This is a genomic window from Pedobacter sp. MR2016-24, from assembly GCF_026239655.1.
Classification (GTDB): Bacteria; Bacteroidota; Bacteroidia; order Sphingobacteriales; family Sphingobacteriaceae; genus Pedobacter.
On record NZ_JAPIVO010000008.1, the window covers coordinates 164,556 to 190,502 of the forward strand.

The 25,947-nt window shown below is 41.6% G+C and carries 18 protein-coding genes; 2 read left to right on the forward strand and 16 right to left on the reverse strand.

Annotated features, from left to right (window positions below):
- Positions 1-3: 3 nt before the first annotated feature.
- The gene (locus OQX62_RS21520; RefSeq protein WP_265833723.1) at positions 4-1,212 is read right to left on the reverse strand and encodes a GAF domain-containing sensor histidine kinase; all 1,209 of its coding nucleotides are present in this window, start codon (positions 1,210-1,212) and stop codon (positions 4-6) included.
- Positions 1,213-1,478: 266 nt separating this feature from the next.
- Here OQX62_RS21520 and OQX62_RS21525 point away from each other — a divergent pair, with 266 nt between their 5' ends.
- The gene (locus tag OQX62_RS21525; protein ID WP_265833724.1) at positions 1,479-1,808 is read left to right on the forward strand and encodes a hypothetical protein; all 330 of its coding nucleotides are present in this window, start codon (positions 1,479-1,481) and stop codon (positions 1,806-1,808) included.
- On the forward strand, positions 1,808-3,175 hold the full coding sequence (locus OQX62_RS21530; protein ID WP_265833725.1) for an SUMF1/EgtB/PvdO family nonheme iron enzyme: 1,368 nt from the start codon (positions 1,808-1,810) through the stop codon (positions 3,173-3,175). Before OQX62_RS21525 ends, OQX62_RS21530 begins: the two co-directional genes overlap by 1 nt.
- Before the next feature lie 68 nt (positions 3,176-3,243).
- On the opposite strand, the gene OQX62_RS21535 is transcribed toward OQX62_RS21530, so the two are convergent.
- The 15 genes from OQX62_RS21535 to OQX62_RS21605 form a co-directional block, all read right to left on the reverse strand.
- Complete coding sequence (locus OQX62_RS21535; protein WP_265833726.1) at positions 3,244-4,377, reverse strand: AhpC/TSA family protein; 1,134 nt, start codon at positions 4,375-4,377, stop codon at positions 3,244-3,246.
- 10 nt (positions 4,378-4,387) lie between these two features.
- Positions 4,388-5,977 carry a PKD-like family lipoprotein gene (locus tag OQX62_RS21540; protein ID WP_265833727.1) on the reverse strand — a complete coding sequence of 530 codons (1,590 nt, stop codon included), beginning with the start codon at positions 5,975-5,977 and terminating at the stop codon, positions 4,388-4,390.
- A gap of 26 nt (positions 5,978-6,003) precedes the next feature.
- Positions 6,004-6,774, reverse strand: coding sequence for a DUF4843 domain-containing protein (locus OQX62_RS21545; RefSeq protein WP_265833728.1), 771 nt, complete (start codon positions 6,772-6,774; stop codon positions 6,004-6,006).
- A gap of 12 nt (positions 6,775-6,786) precedes the next feature.
- The gene (locus OQX62_RS21550) at positions 6,787-8,211 is read right to left on the reverse strand and encodes a RagB/SusD family nutrient uptake outer membrane protein (RefSeq protein ID WP_265833729.1); all 1,425 of its coding nucleotides are present in this window, start codon (positions 8,209-8,211) and stop codon (positions 6,787-6,789) included.
- A gap of 5 nt (positions 8,212-8,216) precedes the next feature.
- Positions 8,217-11,561: a SusC/RagA family TonB-linked outer membrane protein gene (locus OQX62_RS21555; RefSeq protein WP_265833730.1), complete on the reverse strand. Its 3,345-nt coding sequence runs from the start codon at positions 11,559-11,561 to the stop codon at positions 8,217-8,219.
- Between the two features lie 219 nt (positions 11,562-11,780).
- Entirely contained in the window at positions 11,781-12,941 is a 1,161-nt protein-coding gene (locus OQX62_RS21560) for a FecR family protein (protein WP_265833731.1), read from the reverse strand.
- Positions 12,942-13,106: 165 nt separating this feature from the next.
- Positions 13,107-13,712, reverse strand: a complete 606-nt coding sequence (locus OQX62_RS21565; RefSeq protein WP_265833732.1) for an RNA polymerase sigma factor — start codon at positions 13,710-13,712, stop codon at positions 13,107-13,109.
- 327 nt (positions 13,713-14,039) lie between these two features.
- On the reverse strand, positions 14,040-16,445 hold the full coding sequence (locus tag OQX62_RS21570) for a glycine-rich protein (RefSeq protein WP_265833733.1): 2,406 nt from the start codon (positions 16,443-16,445) through the stop codon (positions 14,040-14,042).
- Between the two features lie 89 nt (positions 16,446-16,534).
- Entirely contained in the window at positions 16,535-19,249 is a 2,715-nt protein-coding gene (locus tag OQX62_RS21575; protein WP_265833734.1) for a tail fiber domain-containing protein, read from the reverse strand.
- 71 nt (positions 19,250-19,320) lie between these two features.
- Complete coding sequence (locus OQX62_RS21580; RefSeq protein ID WP_265833735.1) at positions 19,321-20,235, reverse strand: PorP/SprF family type IX secretion system membrane protein; 915 nt, start codon at positions 20,233-20,235, stop codon at positions 19,321-19,323.
- An 18-nt stretch (positions 20,236-20,253) separates the two neighbouring features.
- On the reverse strand, positions 20,254-21,291 hold the full coding sequence (locus OQX62_RS21585) for a gliding motility-associated C-terminal domain-containing protein (RefSeq protein WP_265833736.1): 1,038 nt from the start codon (positions 21,289-21,291) through the stop codon (positions 20,254-20,256).
- 37 nt (positions 21,292-21,328) lie between these two features.
- Entirely contained in the window at positions 21,329-22,411 is a 1,083-nt protein-coding gene (locus tag OQX62_RS21590) for a hypothetical protein (RefSeq protein ID WP_265833737.1), read from the reverse strand.
- Between the two features lie 88 nt (positions 22,412-22,499).
- Positions 22,500-23,684: a hypothetical protein gene (locus tag OQX62_RS21595; RefSeq protein ID WP_265833738.1), complete on the reverse strand. Its 1,185-nt coding sequence runs from the start codon at positions 23,682-23,684 to the stop codon at positions 22,500-22,502.
- Positions 23,685-23,705: 21 nt separating this feature from the next.
- Positions 23,706-25,169, reverse strand: coding sequence for a hypothetical protein (locus OQX62_RS21600; RefSeq protein WP_265833739.1), 1,464 nt, complete (start codon positions 25,167-25,169; stop codon positions 23,706-23,708).
- Between the two features lie 375 nt (positions 25,170-25,544).
- A complete protein-coding gene (locus OQX62_RS21605; RefSeq protein WP_265833740.1) occupies positions 25,545-25,937 on the reverse strand; it encodes a hypothetical protein in 393 nt (130 codons plus the stop codon).
- Positions 25,938-25,947: the final 10 nt, after the last annotated feature.

A 25,947-nucleotide genomic window follows, 5' to 3' on the forward strand; every position in this document is an offset into this window, starting at 1 on the left:
CAGTTACGAAACTTTAAGCTGAGGGAGCAACACAGAAAAGGTGCTTCCCTTCCCGGGGATGGAGTTGATCGTCAGCTCACCTTTGAGCATCTCCACCAGGTGTACCACGAGGTTCAGGCCAAAACCATATCCTTTTTCTCCACTGGTTCCTGAGGTGGTAACACCTTTACCGGAGAGTATATTATCAATCTCCTGCGGACTAATTCCAACACCGGTATCACTGACCTCAATTTTTAAGATTTTGTCCTGGTCATTGAATTCTATCCCCAGTGAAACATTAATTTGTCCCCTGACAGGCGTAAATTTGATGGCATTGGAAATCAAATTACCGGTAATCTGCATCAGTTTGTCTTTTGAAAAATTGATATCCATATGCGCTGGATCCGCAGTAATAGTCAACTTAACATCTTTATAAGTTGCCTGTGAACGATACAGATGTTCCAGTTTATCCCTGAACATCCCCAGATTGAAGTCATTATCACCCAGCCGAACTTTAGTGCCATCACTTAAAATTTCATCGGCAAGTTCAAGCAGCGTCCTGCTGCTGGTTTGGATCATCCCGATATACTCACCCAATTCTTCACAATTTGCAATCATTTCGCTGGAAGACATGAGTTCTGATAGCCCTATAATACCAGATATCGGACCGCGAATATCGTGAGCTGCTTTCTTGTTAGATTCTTCAACCACCTTAATGTACGCTTCCATCTGTGCTATTTTATGGAAAGACTTCAGTCTTTTAACTACATTTCCGGCGATAATTTCAAGCAGTTCGACTTTCTCCCTGGTCATAGATTTCAGAGCCGAATCCATTACACATAATGAACCAATATTGATACCATCTGCCACCTCCAAGGGTATACCATAATAATAACGAAGCCCCAAAGGTCCGGCTACCACGTCATTGGTATTGAAACGGTCATCTAAACGCAGATCGGATATTTCGAAAGGTTTGCCGCTCATAATCGTATGCTGACAGACTGATTCCTCCCGGGGCATCTGCTCCACCTCTACTCCAAAGCTGGATAAAGACCACATGGTAAACGAATCAATCAGATTAATAAGCGAGATCTCAGTTCCGGCAACTTTCGCTGCAAGATAGGTCAGGTCTTTGAAACTTTCCTTTAGATCAGTGTAATCCAGATCAAATTCCGAAAGTGTTAACAAGCGTTCCATTTCATTATCTGGTATCGGTTCGTTTTTATAGGCCATAAAAGGAGTTGAGTTCAATTCATATAACGCAAATTGTCAGCTATTAGTTTGGTTTGATTTGCTCCCCAAAGCCTTTTATGAGAAGTCATCAGTTCAAAAAAAAGGGGAATGAAATTATTTATTTCATAATTATTGCAACAAAACATATTTATGTTATTTTTGAAATAAATACAATCAATATTAATATACTAACATATAGAAGCTAGTATTACAAAAGTATATTAACATCATATTGTAAACTATTTTACGAATCTCAATCCATAATTATGAAAATTGCAACAGGTTCAGATCAAGCCTTGATCTTTTTCAATCACATTGTCAACCGACTATTATCAAGCACCTATATGGTGAAAAAAAAATTTAGTGCCGGCATAACTCCTGAAGAGAAGATATGTATCATCAATGCACTGCAGGAACATATTCATGTATTTGATGAAGACAAGCCATGGAAAGAGGCGGTAAGAATGGTTCGAAGGATTGATTATGACAGCCAAAACAACAGCATTACCGTACTGGTCAACCTGGTTTTCATCCAAAAACTCAAAAAGAATACACTGCAAAATTGGCCATATCAAATTATAAAAAAGGTCGGTTAATGAGCAGAAAATCAATTTACGTGGTCTTTATGGGTATGGCATTACTAGCAGGCTGTAAAGCCACCGGTGCGGGGGAAGGAGAATTAACAGGCCATTACAATGTTAAATTCGATAATACTAAAATTCCAACCGGCATGACTTACATTCCGGGTGGCAGAGCTACACTCGGCTTATCTGATGAGGACCTGAATTTCACACAATCCAACCCACCCAGAATGAAATCTTTCAAGGCTTTCTTTATGGATGAGACCGAGATATCCAATGCAGAATACAGACAATTTGTGAATTGGGTACGCGATTCCATTGCGGTTACCAGTCTGGGTGCGGGTAAAGCACCAGAATACTTCCTTAAACCCCGACCAGCCAAAGGAGAAACGGCTGCCCCGAACCCAAATATCAATTGGGCAAAGGTAGGTAACGGATCAGCTTTATGGAGCAGTTCAAAAGGCGGTCACAACAAGGATTTATCGGAATTGTATTACACAGGCGAAGATGCAATACCCGGCAGGGCAGAAATAGATGTACGTAAATTAAAGTATGCTTACAATTACCTCAATCTTGATCTCGCCGCCGAAGGAAGGAAGGACCCTTCAAAAAGCCGGAGAGATTTTATAGAGATTTATACAGATTTTCCCAACAAAGAAAAAAGTAATGAATTTCCTTCTATAAATGTTTATCCGGATACTATGGTTTGGAAAGTAGACTATTCTTATTCCCAGAATGACCCTATGGTGAGGTCCTATTTCAACCATCCTTCTTATGACAATTATCCGGTAGTAGGAGTATCCTGGGAGCAGGCACGCGCATTTAGCGTATGGCGGGGCAGATTATACGAGAGAACCGCAGCGATGAAAAAACTTCCCTCTACTGCTGTTCCGGAATATAGATTGCCCACCGAAGCGGAATTTGAATATGCTGCCCGTGGCGGAAGAAATCTGGCCAAATATCCATGGGGAGGCCCCTATATGCGTACAGCAAAAGGTCAGATGCAGGCCAATTTTAAAGTGGGTCGTGGAAATTATCTGGACGATGGCGGATTGTACACGGTAAACGTGAAATCTTACCTGCCTAATGATTATGGACTGTATAATATGGCGGGAAATGTAGCAGAATGGACAGAAACGGCCTATAGCAGTTCATCTGTATCCATGCTGGCAGATTTCAATCCCAATTATACTTACAATGCGAAAGCAGGCGACAGTAAATACCTGAAACGTAAGGTCGTAAAGGGCGGTTCATGGAAAGACATCGGTTTCTTTTTACAGAATGGCGCTGCCACGTATGAATATCAGGATCAATCCAGGTCCTACATTGGCTTCAGATGCGTATATTCATATCCGGGAGCCGAACTTTCTTATAAAAAATAGCCTATGAAAAGAGGGTGAATCATTCCTCATGATCACCCTCAAATCTCCATTCAATGGGTAGCTTAATTCTATTTATTCTTTTCTTCAGCGCCCAGCAATTCAGCTAATTTTGCAACTAGTCTATCGCCTCTAAGCCCTTTGGCAACAAGCTTTCCGTTTCTGTCAACCAAAAAGTTAGCGGGTATTGACCTTACTTTATAGGCTCGGGCCACTTCGTTATCCCAGGACTGCAGATCTGATAATTGCGTCCATTCCAGTTTATCATCTGCTATGGCTTTCAGCCAGGCATCACGTGCACCCGGACCATCGAGTGATACACCCAAAATAGTGAATCCCCTATCTTTAAAGCGATGATACGCAGCAATCAAACCAGGGTTCTCTTTTCTGCATGGCGCACACCAGGAAGCCCAGAAATCAATCAGTACGTATTTCCCTTTCAGATCAGACAGGCTTACGGGTTTCCCGTTTACATCATTTTGTGTAAATGCAATAGCAGCCTGCCCTATTTTAGTCCGCTGCCCGTTTGCGAAAATCTCCGCAGCAGCCCAACCTGCTTTTGTATTTTTTACCGATGGCGATAAAGCTAAGAATGCCTGCTCCGCATCGTCAATAAAAACTTCACTTTCTGCCATTGGTGTCAGTGCAGCAATGCTGAGATAAGAATCCGGGTGAGACCTGGCAAAAGCCAATTGAACATCAAACAGTTTTTTACTCGCCTCGGTATACTGTTTTGCATAAGATTGCAGGAATCGATCATCCTTTTTTTGCTCTGTACCAGCATTCCTTAATGCTGCGCTGATTTTAACCATCTCCTCCAGAAGAGGCTGAGATGACTGTCTATATACAGCATCATCAGCATTAAGTATAGAACCAGATAGCCTGGCCGACTTAAATGAGTCAACCATAGTAATAACAATTGTTGTCGGCTCCAGATAGAATGACAGTACATCGCTTCCCACTTTTTTAATTTCAGGGCTTAAAGATAATGTAGCTTTTAAAGGCTCCTCAATATTTCCTGAGAAGGAAAAAAAACCCGCATTTACTGTGCTGGAGTCAATTATCATTTGATGTCCGCCCTTGTAAAAAAGGTATAACTTAGTGCCACTTTTTAATCCTGACGCATTACCTTTAACACGGAAGCTTTGCTGTGCAAAAATTGATAAAGGCAATACTAACACAAAAAATAAAAATACTCTTCTCATGTTCAACAATTTAAAGCTCACTATATTGAACATCGATAACTTTCCCGAGACCAGTGAATGAATTGGTATAAAAAGTAAGATTCCCCATTAGTGCGGGCGCCTGATAGAAATCAACTGTTCCAGAAGTAGTGGGATTCTGCTCATCATTACTTCCCACAATAATACCGAAGCCAGGACAGCCTAGCCTTGCTAAGAAATTAGGTATTGAACTTGGGGTAAATACAGTAAGGGTATTTCCTTTTAGCATTGAGATTTTCCGGCTACCATAATCTTTAGCCACTTTAACCACCTTATTATCCATATCATATTGATAAAGCTTATTTCCACTAACGTAGAACAGATAACCATACTGTTGGTCTAAAACAAACTTATCGGCCGTCGCAATGCCAGTCAGCCTATCAGTGATATCTTCAAATGAATTCACATTTATGGTGATAGCTGCAGTAGCAGTCGGATAAGGGAAATTGATTCTCGCTAGGTAATAGTGACTATTATTATCTTTCAAAATGGCAGCTACCTGACCACTAAACACTGCTGTTGAACCCATCCACACCAAATCTTTACCAACCGATGCCAGATTGAGCCCTTGTCCGGAAACATTTAATACCGTAGCGGTGCTGGATGAATAATTACTTCTCATGAAACGTTTGCCCTCGGTATCAAAGAACATAGCATGCATAAATGTATTATAAGGAGCAGCAAAGTACTCAGATATAGGGAAAGTTCCGGCAGTGCCAGCTATACGATTAATTGGCGTCCCATATAAAGAATAGATATAATGGTAGATATAAAGCTGATGGTCTTTATAAGCATAAGCACCACCATAAGTTCCAGGGTAGATTTTTGAAACGAAAGCAGGTTCACCAGACACCGTCTCGTTTGCAAGAGAGTTGCGCAGCTTATTCCAGGTGAAACCGGTAGTAATGTTAAACCACTCCGTCTCTTTATCAGTATTGATGTACAAACGGTAATCTAATGATGTATTAATGGCATCTCTGTTATGAAATGCAGCCAGTGAAACAGGCTTCCCATCCAACTCCATAGCATTGCCGGTATTCACATCTTTAATCAGGGAAGTGAAGTCGCGATAGATGACCGGAAATGTATTCCAGCTATCTCTGTTTTCTTCATAATAATCTAGTCTCGCTTTGCCAGCGATATCATTCAGAACGAACCATCCTGCTGGTAAAAAAGAGTCATATACTTCCAGATTAAGACTTTTTTGCCATGATATTCCCGTTGATTTCTGTTTAACGACATAATATAAACGATATTTTCCTACAGCCAGTGGAAGCACAATATCAAGATTTTTTCCGTTATGAATCAGCTTTTTTGCTGTAGTATTGCCTGCATAGGCATCCCATTCAAACGTAAAATCATTTTCATTAAAGTTTGTACCATGTAAAAAATTCAATTCTGGTGTGATAGCAGCAATTGTACCGATACTGTACTTGTAGTCATCTACTACATTGCCTATACCCAGTGAATCTATTGATTTATAATCATAGTTTCCTACATCCTTCCGGCATCCGGCAGAAAAAATAGCTGTCAGGCCAGCGCAAATTAAAGCAAGGAGCATTCCTTTATATCGTGTCTTCATTTGAATATTTTTAATCATTTTTCCCACTAGTTAGCTAATTGTCCCATTTTAATTTCCGAACTATTTTCATCCAGATAAATATGTCCCGCAGCAGCTTCTTTATTGAGCCAGTAGTACATATACCTTCCATAAGACAAGAGTAAAGTAGAGGTTAGCGTGTTCGCTGCCGGATCATAAAAGAAAGCAGGTTGCAGATTTAATACTTCCATCATCAGGTCTACTTTTTTACGGGAATAAGCGCCAAAGTAAGATATAACTGCTGCTCTTCTCGCATAGGTGGTCCAGAGGTAAGATACCCCCGCAACATCATCCATCAGTACTTTATATTTTAAATAAATCTTTGAGGTGTCGCCCAGCTTCGTCGTAAATGCGCTATTCTGTTCCAGTAAAAGATCCAGTCTATAAGCATTACTGGCCATATCAGCAGTTCTGTGAATCTTAAGCAAGAGGGTATCCACTACCATTCCTGCACGGATCACCGGCGGGCGAAGGAAAGTATAGTGCTGATTCACTATTGCCGTCGTCGAATCCGTGACTTTTAACTGGAAAGGACGGTCATGATCACTTGGAGAACCTGTAACGGCGACCGGAATAGACACTACGGAATCCGTAATACTATAGCCCACAAAGCCAAATGATATGTTTCTGATCAGTGCACTTTTTGCAGCGATCGCTTCTTTGAAGTAGATACTACTACCATTGGTAGGTTCATCATACAATTCAAGGCCTTTTTTACTGCACGACTGGACAAATAAGCCCAGGGTCGTTAATATGAATAAACTATTTCTGATCTGCATAATAGATTTTATTTAACGTGAACTAAGCTCTGATTCAGGTATAGGGAATATATAACTGGTAAGTGATATAGGATATGTTCCCGTTCCGCTTACTGTATTTGGACTGGCAATACTGGTAAAGCGATTTCTTTTATAATAATACCACAACTGCCCTTCACCGTAGAATTCTTTCAGGTATTCCTTGGTCAGTTCATTTTTTAGATTATTATAATTGGTAATATCTACGGGCAGATTTCTTTTTTGTCTCACCGTATTCAGATAAGCCAATGCCTGGGCAGGGTCAGTCTCGCACTCTGCAGCGATGTAATACACTTCGCTTAGTCTAATCAACGGAACTGTAAAACGGCGGGTAAGTGAAGTGGTAGACATATCCTGGTATTTGATGAAAGTTCTGAAAGTAACTGCTCCGCCAGAAGGAAATGGCCAGGAATACACAAAACGGTAATCTCCCTGGTTCCCTTCATACACAGATTCCACAAAATTGTTAGATCCTGTAGAAAGTATGCGTAATTCTGATATAGCAGAAGAAAACAATGTATTCTGCAGTTCATACAGTTTATTATTAAATGTTCCGAAAAGAACTTCAGTAGAGAATATCCGGTTGGCATCAGCCGCAACTCCGGTGATCTCTGCATGAGCAATCCACGGAAACTTGGCTGAAACGGCAATCACTTGTTTGGCCAGAACCAATGCTTTTGCTTTATCAGATTCACCACCACTCCACAGGAGCGCCCTGGCTTTAAGCGCCATCGCAGCATATAAGTTTAAACGGTAATTATTATAATGATCTACTCCGGTCTCCACGGTAATCGGATCTTTTTGCAAATAGCTAATAGATTGCTCCAGGTCCTCAAGAATGGCTCTTAATACCTCATTTGCAGGTAAAAAATCTCCTACATTTTCACTCACCGTCCGGTAATAGGGAATGGAACGCGCAGTAGGGTTGCTGACATATACCGGACCAAACATACGCAGCAAATCAAGGTAAGCCAGTGATCTGATCGCTAAGGCCTCTCCCATATACTGGTCTTCCTGTGCCTGGCTAAGCACCCCTTTATATTTATTCAGGTTACTGATAAACTGATTGGTATTCCCGATCAGACCATATAATCCTTTCCAGATTTCCTCGATTGATGCTTTTACAGCTTCATCATCATAATTATGGTGGATATAATTGTAGTACTTTGCATTCGTTGCGTAAGCATTGTAACGATGGGCAAACAGATCCAGTTTGTCGAGCGTGAGGTTCTGACCATATAGTGCATTTGAACCTAATTTTAGATACAGGGCATTAAGTACTTCGGCAATACCACCACGGGTAGAATAGATCTGCTGTTCAGTCAATTTATCTTCTGGTTGTACATCAATCCATTTAGAACAGGAACTAATTAACAGCGTTAGCAGCAGTAAATAATTTAAGTGTATTAGTTTTTTCATGTTTCTTATTTTATAGTAGCTGATAAACTGAGTGAAAAAGATCTGGCAAATGGATAATCTACACCACGCTCTTTTCTAACGGTAGACCAGTAAACCAGGTCATTGGTATAACCATTTATCCTGAGGCTGGAAATATTCGCTTTTTCCAGCCAGCTGCTTTTTTTGAACTCATAACCCAAACTTACAGACTCTATAGTAAGTGCATCTTCACGTTGTACAAATCGGGAAGACATATTCGTGGTGCCTGTAAGAGAAATGGCTTTAAACTGTGCCTGATCTCCTGGTTGCTGCCATCTGTCATATAAAGCGCGAGTATCCAGGTTATTGTTAATGATCCTGTTCAGTGAAATATTTTCCACCTTATTAAATAGTGCATCGTTCCAGACATCCCTGTTAATGATGTAACGGGCATAGAGGGAGAAATTCAATCCTTTGTAAGTTAATGTAGTACTGATAACGCCCTGCAGATCGGGTCGACTATTACCAACCTTTACTATATCGTTGTAGCTATAGGTAAAAGTTTGGGAGCCATCTTTTTTCTGAAAAATTTCGCTGCCGCTGGCCGGATCAATACCTAAGGAAGGTACCGCCCAGATATCATAGTAATCGTATCCGTCATGATAACGGGTTAGGGAGTTCAGCGATTGCAGGCTTTCATTTAACCCTGACAGGATACCATTAAAGCCATTATATTTTTGGGTCATTGTGGTTCCGGTTAAGCCCACAAACCAAATAAATCGCTTTTCAGGTTGATACACTGGTGCATAGCGCACAGTACCTTCCAACCCGTTGGTGGTCATATTGCCTGCATTAATTGGGTAGTTCGCCAATGCAGTAGAAGATGGCAGATTAATAGCCAATACCAATGGATTTGTATATTTCCGATAGGCATTCAACTGCAGGGTAAGCCTGTGATTAAATATTTCTCCATCGACACCTAAATTAGTCTGATAAGTATTTTGCCACTTCAGATTCGCATTACCCAATTTAGTAAGCTCCACTCCCTGACCGAAATAATTATAATTAGACAGGTAGGTATAAGTAGAGGTAGAACTTGCAGAAGTAAAGTTCTGATTACCCGTTACCCCATAAGAAGCTCTTAACCTCAGGGTATTAAGCCATTCCGCGGACTGCATAAACTTTTCTTTATGCAGATTCCAGCTTATACCTGCAGAAGCAAAAGGCTGATAGCTGTTCTCTAAACCAAAAGAGGTAGATCCATCATATGTGAAAGAGACATCCATATTATAGCGCTCATCATACGAATAAAAGCCATTAGCAATTATAGAATTGCGTCTTGCCACGGCATTAACTGCTAAAGGATTACCATTTTCCTGGTAACCATATGCAAAACGCGGGTTACCATTTGTTGAGTTAGGAAAGCCTTCTGCAACAAATCCTTTCAATTTGTTGCTTTTATCCTGAATCTCGGCCCTTAAATTAGCCTGATAGGCATGTTTACCATTTTGGTTAGCATAAGAAGCCATCGCATTAGCAGTATAAGACAGTCCAGTGACTTGCTTATAGGTGTATGAACCTTTTTTCAATTGATCCGCATCTTCGAATTCAGTAAGCAATGGGGATTTAAAAGTATTGGATGCAGTAGAAGTATTAGAAACCTGCAACGAACTTTGTAACCTGAATTTTTTCGACAGGTCGTAAATTACCTGTAGATTATTCGTAACGGAAAGATTGGTTGAATAATCAAAACTATTTGAACCAGCATTATACAAGGGGTTGCTTACATTAATAAAACTTGCCGGGCTAGGATTATAATAGTTATTGGATCTCGAATCATAGAAACTAAAAACATAGGGTTCCGATGCGCCTGGTTTTTCATAATAGGGATTCATATTTACCCAGGTAGAAAAACTGCCATAATTAGATTCATCAGCACGGTAACCGCTTACATAAGCATTGTTGTTCACTTTCAATTTCTTCGTACGGTAAGTTAAGTTAAGGCGCGCACCCCAGTCTTTTCTTCCTGATCCGATCATCGTTCCGCTGAGATTCCTGTAGTTACCACCAGCGCTAAATGTCAGTGCATCCGATCCGCCCTCGGCATAAAAGGTATGGCGCTGTGAGAAGCCTGTCTGCAAAGGATCGCTTAACCAGTAAGAATTAACACCACTAGTTACCTTTTGCAGTTTTTGAGAGTACAAAGGGTCGTAATACATATTTTGCAATTCCGGATAACTTGCAGGAGCGGTATATACTCCGGATAGCTTTTCAAACTGCAATTTTTCTGCTGCATTCATCATGCTATAAGCACTCAGGTCGGGATTCTCTATCGTCAAGTCCGATACATAACTTAAACGGATTTGTCCGGCTTTAGGCTGGATGGTCTCGACCACCACTACTCCATTGGAAGCACGGGAACCATAGATCGCTGTTGAGGCAGCATCTTTTAACAAGGTAATTGAAGAAACCCTGTTCATATCCAGGTCTACAATAGTGCGCAATGCTGCTTCAAAACCATCCAAAATAAAGAGTGGCTGATTGGGATCATCAGAAAATTCATCCCTAAGCGATGAAGTAGTAATGCTGGACTGCCCACGTAATTCTAAAGTGGGCAGCACATTTGGATTAGAGCCTGCAAGATTGTTTTGAAGAATCAACATGGAAGGATCCAGGGAGCGCAAACTCTGGATCACATTGACATTACCTGTGCTCTTCAGCTGTTGTCCACTATAGACCGCTGCCGCGCCGGTAAAAGTTTCTTTCATCCTTACTGTCATACCTGTTGAGACTACAGCAATCTCCTTCAGTGTGTTTTCGCTCTGCTTTAGCGTAATCGTTCCCAACTGAACTTTAGCTGACACCCTTGCTGCCACATAACCCAGATAGGAGATTTCCAGCATTGTGCCTTCGGCAATATCATTCAGCTGGAAGTCACCATTGCCATTAGTACTTACTCTTTTGTTCATAGGTCTGCCATCTTTATCTAAAACGGAAACAGTTGCACCTGCAACAGGCTCTCCTCTTTCGTTGGTTACACGACCGCGGACAGTTGTCAGAACCATAGTTTTAAACTGATGACGTGCATTGTTCAACGCATCTTTTGCCGTAATATTAACGAGTTTGTCTTTGATGATATAGTTTAGGGGCTGACCTTTAAAAATAAGTGGCAGCAATTCAACAAGGTCTTTGTCGCTGCTCTTGATGGATACCGGCATTGCGCTTTCCAGATCGTGATTATTGTAAATAAATGCAAAACCACTCTGTTTACGCAGCTCCTGAAATACACTTTTCAGGGGAGCATTGGTCACTTCCAGTTTTATTTTTTGTGCATGTGTGTAGGCCGTTGCTTCTAAGGTGAGAAACAGGGTTAATAATAAAGTTAATCTCATGATTAATTGATAATACAAGGGTGTCTCATAAGCAGGACAGCCGCTTGAGCCGGATATATGCCTTGGAATATTGTATAGTATCTTATAATCCATACATTTGTGTCGTTGGGTTAAGGAATTGGTATATGCTTCAATTATTTATTAATCTGATGACCCGACATTTTAGCTGTAGATGTTCGTAGCATCTACGGCTTTATGTTTCAAGCCCTCCTGGGTAGGTTAGCTTTTTATCATGATTCTCCTTCCATTAATTTTAAATGTAACATGTATTTGTTCTTCGATTGCCTTTAGAATAGTGGGCAATGGAATATTTCTAGGTATTTCACCAGACAAGGTCTTATCCGAGCCGATACTTCCCTTGTTTACAAATTCCACATTATACCAGCGTTCCAGCTGTCTGAAAATTTCCTGTATATCACTGTCGTCAAGAACGATAATATCATTTCTCCAGGCAATAAAGTTGTCAGCATCAACTTTGCTGATACGGAGATTCCCTTCCCTGACCATAGCCTGATCTCCCGGTGTAAGTATTTTTTGAATTCCCTTTTTTGTGCGCAGGTTGATGCGGCCGCTAATAAGCGTGACAACACCTTTATCCGGAGTATAGGTATTGACATTAAATGCTGTGCCCAGTACGGTGACAGACTGTCCTGCGCTTTTTACAATGAAAGGATGTTTGCGGTCGTGAGCTACCTCAAAATAAGACTCCCCGCTCACTACTACCATACGTTCCTCCCCCTTGAATGTACTAGGATAGCTAATCGAACTGGCGGCATTCAACCATACTTTAGTGCCGTCAGAAAGCGTAACTTTATATTTGCCGGCTCTGGGCACAGACAGCGTTAAAGATTGTCCACCTACATCTTTAAGTAATATTGATCCATCTGCATAACGGACCTGGTTACCTCTGAAATCTATTCCTTCCACCTGCTCATTTAACACCATGGATTTACCATTCTCAAGCACCAGTGTTGCTCTGTTTGTTCCGGGTCGGATAGCTGTTTGGGTGACAGTAAGTGAAGACCGCTCCGCTTTTTTAATATGGCTCCCATAACGGTAGACCAATGTGCCTGTGACTAAGAAAACAACTGCAGCAGCAACATAACGCCAGTAAGCCGCAATCTGAATAGTATGTGTCTGCTGCAGTCTATTAATGTTTTGCATTACTTTATTCTCCAGGTCGTCCACAATTCGATCTATCTGATCTTCTGCAGACTCATTATTCTCATCAAAATGACTTAATTCTTCCCTGATGCTACTTTTAAGTGCCTGTGCAGATTGCGGATGATCGATATAACCTCCCAGCTCTCCAGCTTCTTCAGTCGTGAGTTGATCCTGTATATGTTTTCTAAAAAGAAGTTGTAGCCTTTCGTTTTTCACTAAATAGGGTATTACATTTTATATTAACCCTATACGTTCAGGCGGAAAAAACCAATGATATAAAATTAAAAATATTTTTAATCATCTGAATATCAGTAATATAAATTACAAACCAAAAGTCAATATAGCGAATCACTCCAATAGTTATTTTTCGGGATCAGGCACTTAATTCAGTTTCGAAAAGATATACTCAGCCACCAGAAACGCAATAATTGCAGAATCAGCTTTAAGGTATGCTTTCAAAAGACGGTTTGCTTTAGTAATATGTGAATTAACCGTAGCAGTTGATATGGAAAGCAGCTTACTGACCTCTTCGTAACTCCGCCCTTCCAATTTGCAGAGTATAAATACCAGTCTGGATTGTTCGGGGATTTGTGCAATCAGCCTGTCTAGTAATGCGCGATTTTCCTCTCTGAATAAACATTCTTCAATATGACTATACGCTTCCTCAGCATGCATATGTCTATACGATGTAAGAAAGCGTTTCTCCCGGTTCGCTTTTCGTATGGTATCAAATATCAGGTTCTCCCCGATTTGGAAAAGATATGCTTTTATAGGTAAAGCTTCATTTATTTTACTGCGATGCATCCATACCCGAACAAATAATTCTTGCAAAACCTCTTCTGCATCCTCGGGCGACTTTAAAATGTGCAGTATCCTTTTTGCAAGCATCCTCTTGTATGTCTCCATTAACTTTCTGAACGCAAGCTGATCTCCATTCTTCAGTTGCCGTAATAAATCCTGTTCTTCTGTACCCACACTTAGCAGCATCTTCAAATATTATATTGAGCAAAACAATCGACCAATTTACGTAAAAAAGTAAAATTATCAAGCTCAATACGTTGCATACATGGCAGACAACAATCAAAGTGTATTTACCGATTTATGTATTTTAATTAACACGAATCCCTAAATAAGACATTTAATAACACTACTAAAAATATTATTTCTTTCTATAGCAAAAATAAAAATAACAGATATCTTAAAGCCAAAAAATATATAAAAAAAGAAAAATGGTTAAATGTAAAATTCAAAATTAATTACATATATAGATGTAAACAACCTTATACAAACCAGTTGCACATTTCTAATAACCGCTTACCAGCTAATCAGTATTCTGCCATTCGAAGTAGATATATTTACACCGGAGGATAATGCACCTGCTGCCACTCCGCCGATATAGCCAGACCCACCACCACCACCGCCTTGATATCCGCTACCTCCGCCATAGTAGCCACCACCACCCCCGCCATTACCAACCGTAAAATTACCATCCCCACCTTCACCCAAGGATCCTGCCGCACCTGCGGTAGCAGCTCCGGCACCACCAGCAGTTTGCGAACCTCCCTTTCCGGTACGCGTTGCACCTAGAGTAGAATTACCGTCAGCACCTAAAAGCCCCCCGCCATTCCCCCCGATACCGTATGTTGTATTTCCATTGATCCCGGAACCACCACCACCTCCCGCAACAATGATCCTGTTGACCAATGCAGTCCCGCCAGACCGGACATCAGACGCACCCCCACCGCCACTGTTTGCACCAATTCCGGTACCACCGCCATTGAACCCTCCTGCACTGAATGCATAATTCCCGGCAACCGGGGCACCCCCAACGTAAACGTATAGAATCTGACCTGGCGTGACATTTAATTGACCTGTAGCCAATCCTCCTTTAGAGGCAGCGTTGCCTCCTGTAGCACCATTTACGGTAAGACTAATGGAAAGGACGCCGGCAGGCACTATAAAAACTTGTTGAGCACCGGTATAATCAAAATTGATCGAACCTGAAGTAGTAAATGCTGTCTGAGGACCATAAGTAGTACCGTAAGCATTTGTCGCCACAGATCTGATGTAATAAGTGGTTCCGGGAGTAAATCCATAGGTAGTATTCAGATAGCTGCCCGTACCTGCATTTACATAAACCACAGTATTTGACATTGTAGGCGTTCCGGTAGTGTTGTAGACGAAGCCCCGCATAGTGATCGCAGAGCCACCATCACTGTCTACCGAACTGCTCATATTGACGTAATTCGTATTAACATTACTGATCACAGTAGCTGCAACCACTGGCATACCATTACTGGTAAAGGTAGTTACCGCACCGTAAGCAGTCCCCTTGCTATTAGTAGCATAGGCCCTTACATAATAAGCCGTATTTTGTGTGAGACCAGATAAGGCACTTATAAAATCTCCGGTACCTGTCCCGTTAGTTGTTTTGGTAGATAAATCCACTGTAGGTAAACTATTGGAGGAACTCCAGACCACACCACGAGCAGTAACAGGTGCACCACCGTCACTCGTTACAGTCCCGCCGCCCGCAGCTGCAGTCCCATTTTTTGTTATAGGCAGGGTAGTGACTATAGGAAAATCAATTGGTAGAGTCACAAAACTTACCTGGCTGCCATAAGCTGTACTGGCACTATTTGTTGCGTAAGCGCGCACATAATAAGTCACCCCGGCATTTAACCCTGTTAATATACTTGAAAAAACACCTGTACCTCCGCCATTTGTAGTTCTTGAATTTGCGATGGTCGGCAGTGTAGTCGTAGCCCAGCAAACCCCGCGTACGGTCACCGCCGCTCCTCTGTCCAAAGTCACATTGCCTCCTGAAGTTGCCGTAGTACTCGTAATTTCTGTAACAGTGGTTGTAGCCGCCAGAACAGGAACCATCGGAGAGCTGGTGGTGATCATTAATTGATTACCATAAACAGTTCCTGCAGCATTAACTGCAAAAGCCCTTACATAGTAATTTGTATTAGGTGACAAACCCCATAAGGTGCTTGAAAAATTACCTACTCCCGCACCGGTAACGGTACTGAAATTGGACACTGTAGGTGTAGCCGAAGTATTCCAGCAAACCCCTCTTGCGGTAACAGGCGAACCACCATCAGATATGACCGAACCACCAGCAAATGCGCTATCCGGCTTAGTACTTACTGCAGCGGAGATAGCCGTAGAAACCGTGGGTAATACTGCAGATGAACTCGTTACCCCAATAGTTACCCATGCCGGCAAGCTGATATCATAAACCTGAAATGCCCGGGTAGTGGTGTTGAAAATGATCATATCCGCCTCCGGACTGGTGATCAGATCCCGCTGCGCGGTAGTGTATTTGTTGATTCCCGAAGAACTGGCCTGATTTACAAAATTAATCCATACCCCGGCCTGTCTCACATAAAATTTCTGATCGGCTGTATTATAGACCATCATACCATTAAGCGGTGTGATTACAGCAGCTAAAGAGGTTACCCTTGGAAACAAAATGGCTTTATCCAGTCCGTCTACCTGTAAAGCTACACTGCTATTTGAAAAAGTCGCGACACCAATAGCAACACCTTTTGAATTGAGTACGTTCTTACTATTCATATTCAAATCCTCGGTCGCCCGGTGATTACCCAAACCATCGCCCATCCGTTGTTGCGCAGGGAGGTTGAAACTGCATAACAGCAGTACTAAAAAAAGTATATAATTGTAGGAATATTTTCTGATAGTACTTTTAATCATAGAACAAGAGTTCGATAGTATTGAGTTGAATAAAAATAGCCCCGAATTCTTGAACAGAATTCAGGGCTATTGATTATTAATGGATTGAATTACCGGTTGCCGTTTTTCTCTTCATCTGTACGCCCGTTAGTCGCAACCATCGATGAGTTGGCCAGATCGCTTTTTGCAGTTGCCAGTCCTTCTACCAGTTTTTGAAGATTGGCCAGATCAGCTTGTAATTTATTACGCTCTGCTTCTTGTTGTACCAGTTTTTTATTGAGGATTTCATTTTGCTCTACCAGACCAGCAACTAGTGCCTTATTTGCTGATTCCAGTGAAGCTATTCGCATTTGTAAATCTGTATTTTCTTTAGTTAAACTTTTCGTACGGCTCACCAGGCCCTTAATCGCAATCATATTCACCCCGTCAAAATCTGCTGATGAAATTAAAGTATCACAACCAATGGTTCCATAACTATCCGTTCCGAAAGCACCATAAAAATCCTGCGCCATGGGCCCATAGTGACGAAATGTTTTGGCATCCTGGGTTTTATAGTTCCAGCTGCCAAGTTTCATCGTATCTATTTTCAATAGAAATGATTCTGCATCAGCAGTCTCAAAATTTGTTTTTAGTCGTTTATCAGAGGTTGTTGACCAGGAGTTGGAACCAGCACCTAACCTTGAACCAGTTGATCTGTTGGCCGCAGTGTAAAACACATATCCACCTGCAAACCGCCCTAACATCTGATTATCTCCCTCTGCACCAAATGGGTTATTATAGGAATCTCCAAACATCACCACCCCGGTACTGTTCGGAGTTAAATAAGATCCAATTCCTACGGAATTTGCCTGAGTAACATTAATGTTGGAGCCTATTGCTATGGAATTATTTCCATTAGCCGTCACAAATTGCCCCAACGCTATTGACTGGCTTCCACCAGCAACTGCTGCAGTTCCAAGCGCAACAGAATTATACCCCGTTGCATGACTCTGAAAACCACCCGCCAGCGTTTCCTGATTCTCGGCTGAACTATAAGAACCATAGACGAAAGAATTGAGTCCGGTGGCAGAAGTATTCTGACCCGTAGCCTGGCTATTTTGTCCGGTAGCAGAAGTATTTGATCCGGAAGCTACGCTATTTGATCCGGAAGCAGTAGTGCCACTTCCGGTAGAAAGACTATTTGAACCAGCAGTACCCGACCCTGTAGACTTTGCAGTGAAATTAGCAACCACATATGCTCTGTCAACGAGCGAACGGTCATCGTATGAAGCACTATAATCACCCTTATATCTCAAAACACCTGCAGGAATTGCGAAAAATCCCCTGGTCGTGTCTGCAGAAGTATGAAAACGATAACCACCTGCAAAACGTGCCACAAATCTGTTAGCCACATTGAAGTTCATAGCGGTAGCAGTTGAATTATCACCCAAACTCATTGCTCCGGCACCAGTAGAGTTTACATAATTTCCGATAGCAACTGAGGAAGCTGCACCGCCATTGACATTTCTGCCGAGGGCCACGCTATAGTCGCCGCTCGCAGTGGCAGAATTCCCCACCGCTACTGAACCTATCCCAGAAGAAATAGTATTATTACCGATAGCAGTAGTATAATTTCCTGTTGCATTTGAACTAGTACCCATTGATATTGCACCAACGGATGAAGCTATCGTATTGTATCCCATCGCTATTGTATAATTGGCTACTGATCCATCGTCCCAGGCTGTTCCAGTGACCGACCCAACCCGGAAAGCCGCCTTTCGCGGATACCACATCATACGTGTACCTGCCCCGGTTACAGGAATTAATCCTGAACCAAATGTCCCCTGAGCCACAAAACCACTGTCACTTTTAAATGTTTTTTGTCCTAACACAACCTGCTGCAGGTAACGGTCAACATAGTTTGTTTTTAATGCATAATTATTGACAAGATAACCCCTATCCACCAGCGATCGGTCATCATAGACGGCACTATAATCACCTTTATATTTCAAAACACCAGATGGTCCTGCAAAAAAACCTTTTAATGTATCGGCAGAAGTATAAAAGCGAAAACCACCAGCATAACGCGCCACAAACTGATTTGCCCCCCTGGTAGTGGCCACAGTAGTCGTGGAATTATCACCCAGTATAAAAGATCCGGGATTTGAACCTGAGGTTACATAACTTCCTATAGCTACAGAACCCAGGGCACCAGCAATAACATTGTTACCCATAGCAATTGAATAATTTCCTATATTGCTGTCATCCCATTGCACATCACTAACACTGCCCACTCTGAAAGCTGCTTTTCCTGGATAGAACATCAGCCTGGTGCCGGCACCTGTCTCAGGTATAATTCCCGTACCAAATGTACCTTTTGCAACAAAACCACTGTCACTTTTAAATGTTTTCTTCCCTAATATCACTTGGGGCAGGTATTTATCTACGTAATTAATAGCCGCATCAGCATATGCAATCCAACTGTTGTTTTGCCTGTAATAAAATTTCGCTGTCGCCAGATTGTAAACAATCATTCCATTTACCGCATTTGCTACAGGAATTGAAGGATTAGTAGGGTTCAACAGATCAGTTACCCGAGGCACAAGTATCGCCTTGTCTAAACCATCAACTTGCAACGCTATTGACGAATTAGATAGCGTGGTGGCAGTACCAATCAGCATTCCTTTACTATTTATCAAAGTTGCTCCATTGATATTGTGAGATTGCATTTCAAGATTCTTTATTGCCTTATGTGATCCAAGGTTGTCACCTAATCTGATCTGGGCATACAAAGGGTTTCCTACCAGCAAAAAACCGGCTGTTACGAGTCTTAGAAATTTCTTCATATCATTAATTATCATGTTTAATTTAATTTAGTGTGTTGACAAGCGTATAAGTTTTATGCCGATAAACAATCCTATTTTCTCACTCGTAAATCATCACTGTAACCGCCTCCAAAGCGTAAACCGATGGTTATTTCATGGGTAGCACCATTAAAGCCAGCAACCTTACTCTGCCCAAAACCGAATTGATAACTATAGCCTATATTCAGGTTTCCGGTTTTAAATGAAGTTAGCACCCCTAATTCATTATTTGTTCTGTAATTGAACCCTAATCCCAATGCATCCTTTACCCATATTTTACTGGAAAAATCTGCTTGCAAAGGAACATTTGCGGTATACGCCATAACAGCGGCATTGTCCCAGGAGAATTCATCCGTAAGCGCGTGCGTATAACCAATATTAAAAAAGTAAAAGTTCTTATAATTTGCAACTCGATTTACTGATCCCGTCCCCAGATCTTCGAAGCTTAAACGAGGCAAGGACACGCCGGCATAAAATTTACCTGGTATATAGATCATCACGGCAGCACCTATACTGCCTTTGTTTTCCCTGATATCCGAATTCACTAAGGTTGGATCATCCGGATCTAATGCTGAATAAGCTGCATTATATCGCCTGAATCCTGCATTCATAGCGGCTGACAAATACAATTCGTCATCCAGTCTCACTGCTTTAGCAAAGAAAAGACTAAACTCTGTCAGGTTTTCCACAGCTACTTTATCGCTTAACAGATTAAAGCCTACTGTTGCATTTATATTGTCAATCGAGGTAAAGCCATTTGCCATAAAAGTTGACGGCGCCCCCTCTACATTCATCCATTGTTTACGGCCAAGAATATTCACTTCACTTCCACCTCTCGTTAAGGACCAAGCAGGATTCATAGGAACCACATTATCAATATATTGCGTATAAGTAAACTGCTGCTGCGCGAATGTCAGGTTAGATCCACCAAGCAGAAAAATGAACAACACAGCATATATTCTCGTCATATTCGTCATTTTTATAGGTTAGTATTTAAGTACAATGTATCCTGTTTTACGCTTGGTCTTTCCATCTTCCTGATAGCTTAAAGAGTAGAAATATGTTCCTTGAGGCAAGTAATCTGTTCTTCCAATTACCTTACCTTCAAACGTGCCGTTTACTTTAGCTTTACCCAGGAAGATAACCTGAGAGTTATCATAATTGGCCACGTCAAATATTTTAGTACCATTTCTGTTTACAATCACGAAATGGTTATCCGGATAATTTTCTATCCCTTTAATGATCAACACATCATTCAGGCCGTCACCATTTGGCGTAATCACAGTGGGAATACTCACTGTTTCCCCATTGCGGCTAATTACTTCAACCAGCTGTATTGCTTCAGCAGCTTTGTAATTTGCATTACCCGCCTGCGATACGGTTATAGTAGCCTTACCCAGATCTACCGGCGTAATGGCATTACCGTTTAATTTTACTACGTAAGGATTAGAATTGGCAAAAGTTACCGGAAGCCCCTTATCCGAATAGGCACTCATTGCATAAGCAGCATCACCTTTATAGAGTACAGGAATAATATCAAAAGTAATTACCTGACCAGCTTTATCTACCACCAGCGCCTGATTGACACTAACCGTCGTACCTTTTATCGTTGCCTTGATATTTGCAGTACCTGCACCAACAATCTTTACTACATTACCATTTATAATCTGCGCAATGTTTGAATCACTACTTTCATAAACAACTTCACTACCGTCACTTGCAACTGCATATAACTCAAAATCAAGGTCTTCATATACTTTATTATCCAAAGAATTAAATAATAAGGTCAGCTGAATGACCGCTCCGCGAGGTTGTAAAAATCCCTGTGTAAGCAGCAGACCACCCGGTAAAACTGCTGTAGTAGTCACCGCGGTTCCGCCTACACTCCATTCGGCTATTTTATCTCCTGCAGCTCCGCTCCCACCTGTTGTGCCAAAAACCTGACTGCTGACTGTCTGTGCAACTGTGTCGGTACAAAGCAGAAGAAACAAAAACCCGAAGAGATATTTAAAATTATTCATCATATTAATTTGAACTGTAGATCAGTGTGATAGTCGATGATTAAGAACCTGTCTGGCGATAGCGCGTCACTGTAAAGCTTTTTCCTGTCAATAATGCTGTTGCACTTACCAAAGCAGTTCCGTCAGCATTTTCCTGCCTCATGTCCGCAATAGTAACTGTTACCTGGTTATCACCTGTGGCCGTAGCATTGATGATAGATATATATTCCAAACCAGCAGTGCCAGTAAAATCTGCAGCATCAAAATTGACAACTACACCATCATTGATCAGAATACTTGGAACAGTCAAAACAATTTTTGTAGATTCGTTTGTACCTAAGGTCAGGGCAGGGATCGCTATCTTTTGTTTCAGAAATGCATTAGCAGCAAGTACTGATTTTCTGACTTCTCCGGTAGCATTATCAACCACAAGCACCTGCTCTGTTGCAGCTCCCGAGGCAGCTACTGCATCGGTAATAACTATACCGCTAACTGGTGCAGCAACAGTACCGATATTACCAGTTAAAGTAGTCAGCCCTTTAGCTACAGTCAATGCACCATTAAAAGTCGATGCCTGAGGAAGCAAAGTAGTTCCCACCGTCAATGTACCGTTGAAAGTTTTGTTACCGCCAAAAACCTGTTCTCCTGTTGCGGTAACAACACCCGGGTTAACAGCATCAGCCGGTGCAAGTTTCAGCATTGTTTTCTGTCCTACCGGCGTCAGTGTATAACCAATTGAATTTCCGGTAGCTTCAATACCTGCATCACTTACCTGTAAAGCCTGAGCAAATGTTGTCCATTCACCGTCCTGAAAGAGGTAAAATGCTTTTTCTGCGGTACTATACACAATCATACCATTAACCCGGTTTGCCAGGGGTATGGTTGTCAAATCTGTAACGCGGGGCACTAAAAGCGCCTTATCTACACCGTCAATCTGCAAAGCAATATTGGCATTACTTACATCTGCAATACCAATGGCGATAGCTTTCGTATTGAGGACAGCATTATTACCCATCTGCAGATCTTTAACAGCCTTATGATTGCCCAGATTATCTCCCATTTTTTGATTTTGCGCCCGTGCAAAAGATGAAAATGTTGTAATAAGGCCAAGCACACCTATTAATCTGAGTAGATTTTTGTTCATATAATTTGAATACTAGTATTTTGAAAGGTTACACTAACCAGGTCGGAGAAGACCGACCTGATTCGTGAAGGGTGTGTTGATGTTTAAATTATATTGCAGTAGGTGCAGCATTATATTTGGTCACGATCAGGTTAGCTCCGTCGATAGCAGGAGCGGTATAAGTACCTGTCGTAGGCGCCGGATTCCTAAAATCTGCGATGTTAACGGTTACCGTGTTATCTGCTGTTGCTGTTGCAGAAAGAATAGTTAATCCTGCAAACCTCGCCACATCCGCCGCGGCAAAGTTGACTACAATCCCGTCGTTTGCTTTAATTCCCGTTACCGTTAAGGTAACTGTGATACCTGAATTTCCTTCCGCATCAAAACCTGCAGAAGCACCTGTTGGTACTGCTACCTGATATTTAGCTAATGACGTACTGCTGAACGTGCCTTTTTTAATATTTCCTGCAGCATCAACAATCAAATAAGTTTGTTCTTCTGTAGCCAGGGCAGTCACAGGATTCACCAATTTGACAGCAGACACTTCTGAGCCAGGAGCACCTGTAGAACCATTTAACGTAGTTGTACCACCCACCACAGTTAAATTACCATTCAATTCAGTATTGGCAGTAGTAGTAGCAGTACCTACAGTTAGGTTACCAGCCGCAGTTACCGTAGCACCCAAAGCAGTTGCACCGGTAGCGGTTAATGTACCTCCTAATGTAGTTGCACCCGTACCTACAGTTAATGTACTTGCACCATCAACAGCCACATTACCTAAGAAAGTCTTGGCACCACCAAAAGTTTGAGCGGCAACACTTACGATACCAGGATTTGTGCCATCAGCAGGCGTTAACCTCAATACCATTTCCTCACCTTCCTGCGTAAGGGTATAACCATTTGCAGTAGGTGTAGTACCAATGTCAGTTGCCACCTTCAGTCCAAGGGCAAAAGTTACCCAGGCACCGTTTTGATACAGATAAAATTTATTGTCTGTGGTATTATAAACGATCATACCATTTAATGGGGCAGCAATGTCAGTATTAGCAGCAACTGAAGAAAGCAAAATTGCTTTTCCTGTTGTACCAATTTCCAGGGCAATACTACCGTTAGTTAATGTTGTTTTTCCAATAGCCAGACCCGCTGCATTGAAAATTGTTTTACCTTCCATTTCAAGGTCTCTGGTAGCCTTGTGGTTACCCAGGTTGTCTCCGAATTTCTGCGCTTTCGCAAAAAACGATGTAGCAGTAACTAAGCCCATTACGAGCGTTAATTTTAGTAGTGTTGTTTTCATTTTGAAATTAATTTAGAGTGTTTAATTATTATTTACCTGCATTAACAAGATCTTATGAGTTCTTCCGCTGATGTTCACCGGAATGGGTTGATAGTTAGCCAGTCGTACGCTGACTTCATTAGCTGCACTTACCCAGGTGGCTAAAATTGAATACTCTGTCTCATCACCTATGTTAGTAAGGAAAACAGGATCACCGATACTTGCTCCGGGTACGGTTAACTTTAAAAGCGCCACTTGGTTTGCGGCGATGGTACTTGTACCATCGAGTAAAGTGGAGAAGCTGATGTTAGATAAAGTGCCGGAAACCAGCTTTGCATCGGTAGCACTTTGCCATTTCACTACTTTGTTTGCATCTGTCATCAGGAATGAATTGGCCGTAGTTGCCGCTTTAATATCAATAGTCATAGGTTTTAAAGCTGCACCTGTATTATTGCTAAGTGCTATTACATCTGTACTGGCTGTTGTTACATCCTCTGCTACAGCACTTGGCACCGTTGAAGGCACCCACGATGTCCCGTCAAATTTCAGTATCTGATTTGCTGTTGGCGCAACACTACTAATGGTAACTCCTTGTATTTTAATAACTTTCGGCGCAGGGTAAATTCCCGATAAATCGCCCGCAGCATTCGGATCCATCTTCATTGAGTTCAGAAAATCTGCTTCTGTACCTGTATTTCCAGCATCAAGCCATACCTGATAAACAGATTTACCATCCGCACCGGTAGCTCCTATTGCTCCTTTTATGGCGTTCAGAAAGTTTGCCTGGGTACCAGTATTACCGGCATCCAGCCAGATCTGATAGGCTGATTTACCATCGGCACCAGCTACACCTGCAGCTCCAACCGCACCTTTTATGGCGCTTAGAAAATCCGCCTGCGTACCTGTATTACCGGCATCCAGCCAGATCTGATAAGCTGACTTACCATTCGCACCAGCCACACCGGCAGCTCCTGCTGAACCAGCCGCACCTTTTATAGCGTTGAGAAAATCTGCCTGGGTACCTGTATTACCGGCATCAAGCCAAATCTGATAGGCTGATTTGCCATCAGCTCCGTTAGTTCCAGCACCGCCGGCATTCGCGGCATATAATGCATAGGGAACGCTTAACAGCTGCGAGGCCCCGGCTGAAACAAAATTACTTCCGCCATCCGGATCAACATCAACTTTCAGGTATTTTAATCCGCTGCCCCAGTTGATGGCAGAAAAAGTTCCGCTTGTACCTAATGTACCTGTAGAACCGATAGCCACATTATATAAACCCAGCGCACTGGTTACCACCTGGCGGGTTTCAGCATACTGGACTGCACCAGACTCAGACCCATTGAGAATTGAAAGCCTTAACATGATTGACTTATTAGCAACCGGGCTTCCATCAGCATTTCTTAATGCGCCCTGGTAATTAAATTGCTGGGGCGCCTGACCTTTTGCACCAAGTGCCATGCCCAAAAAAATCACTGGTAAAAAGATGAGTAGTTTTATATTCATATTAATATACACTTTGCATTTGATACATATTGTTTCAATAAAGTTTTGAAACGCGTTCATTCACAATAAATCAACGACACAAAGATATGAAATGAAACTATTAATTGCAATTAAAACGATATTATTTGAAATAATTTGTTTACAAAGACGTTAAAGCAAACCTCAAATATCTCATAATATTGATTATCAGATAATTAAAACACTTAAACAGAGTAGTTTTGAGATGAAACTTTATGTTTCACTTATTAGTAAATAGAGAGAGACCTATCCAAAAACAACTAGAGGTTGTATGTAAACGAAAAAGTTTCCCATCCGCAGGCTAGTATGAGCTAATTTGCAGAAGGGAAACAAGTTATGTAAGTGGAATATTAAGATTTAAAGTAATTGGGACATTGGACGATCTTTAACCAGGCGCCCTTCATACCAAAGCACAAAAGCACCAGTATTTAATGAATTCAGGTTAGCATATACCTTATAATCATAAAAGGTCGCAGTAAGCAGACAACTGAGTAAAAGATTAGAATAATCGATACTGAATAAATTGACATCAGCATCACTAGCGGTATAGAATGCGGTATTTGAATTATGGATAAAAGCGTCAACCCAATATTCAAAGTTCCGGATAGCACTTTGCTGTTCTTCAGAAATAGTTTTTTCTTTAAAACACATCAGGCGCAATATGGAGTGTTCCGAAAATAAGATACCAGCGTGGAGAACTTCTCCGTACAGCTCAGGTGTATAGTTAAAAAATGGCAGAAGAGTATTCATATGGTAGTTT

What these genes read in the sequence shown, in the direction of transcription:
- OQX62_RS21520 (WP_265833723.1), bottom strand. Translation starts at nt 1,212, where the DNA reads ATGGCCTATAAAAACGAACCGATACCAGATAATGAAATGGAACGCTTG.
- OQX62_RS21525 (WP_265833724.1), top strand. Translation starts at nt 1,479, where the DNA reads ATGAAAATTGCAACAGGTTCAGATCAAGCCTTGATCTTTTTCAATCAC.
- OQX62_RS21530 (WP_265833725.1), top strand. Translation starts at nt 1,808, where the DNA reads ATGAGCAGAAAATCAATTTACGTGGTCTTTATGGGTATGGCATTACTA.
- OQX62_RS21535 (WP_265833726.1), bottom strand. Translation starts at nt 4,377, where the DNA reads ATGAGAAGAGTATTTTTATTTTTTGTGTTAGTATTGCCTTTATCAATT.
- OQX62_RS21540 (WP_265833727.1), bottom strand. Translation starts at nt 5,977, where the DNA reads ATGAAGACACGATATAAAGGAATGCTCCTTGCTTTAATTTGCGCTGGC.
- OQX62_RS21545 (WP_265833728.1), bottom strand. Translation starts at nt 6,774, where the DNA reads ATGCAGATCAGAAATAGTTTATTCATATTAACGACCCTGGGCTTATTT.
- OQX62_RS21550 (WP_265833729.1), bottom strand. Translation starts at nt 8,211, where the DNA reads ATGAAAAAACTAATACACTTAAATTATTTACTGCTGCTAACGCTGTTA.
- OQX62_RS21555 (WP_265833730.1), bottom strand. Translation starts at nt 11,561, where the DNA reads ATGAGATTAACTTTATTATTAACCCTGTTTCTCACCTTAGAAGCAACG.
- OQX62_RS21565 (WP_265833732.1), bottom strand. Translation starts at nt 13,712, where the DNA reads ATGCTGCTAAGTGTGGGTACAGAAGAACAGGATTTATTACGGCAACTG.
- OQX62_RS21570 (WP_265833733.1), bottom strand. Translation starts at nt 16,445, where the DNA reads ATGATTAAAAGTACTATCAGAAAATATTCCTACAATTATATACTTTTT.
- OQX62_RS21575 (WP_265833734.1), bottom strand. Translation starts at nt 19,249, where the DNA reads ATGAAGAAATTTCTAAGACTCGTAACAGCCGGTTTTTTGCTGGTAGGA.
- OQX62_RS21580 (WP_265833735.1), bottom strand. Translation starts at nt 20,235, where the DNA reads ATGACGAGAATATATGCTGTGTTGTTCATTTTTCTGCTTGGTGGATCT.
- OQX62_RS21585 (WP_265833736.1), bottom strand. Translation starts at nt 21,291, where the DNA reads ATGATGAATAATTTTAAATATCTCTTCGGGTTTTTGTTTCTTCTGCTT.
- OQX62_RS21590 (WP_265833737.1), bottom strand. Translation starts at nt 22,411, where the DNA reads ATGAACAAAAATCTACTCAGATTAATAGGTGTGCTTGGCCTTATTACA.
- OQX62_RS21595 (WP_265833738.1), bottom strand. Translation starts at nt 23,684, where the DNA reads ATGAAAACAACACTACTAAAATTAACGCTCGTAATGGGCTTAGTTACT.
- OQX62_RS21600 (WP_265833739.1), bottom strand. Translation starts at nt 25,169, where the DNA reads ATGAATATAAAACTACTCATCTTTTTACCAGTGATTTTTTTGGGCATG.
- OQX62_RS21605 (WP_265833740.1), bottom strand. Translation starts at nt 25,937, where the DNA reads ATGAATACTCTTCTGCCATTTTTTAACTATACACCTGAGCTGTACGGA.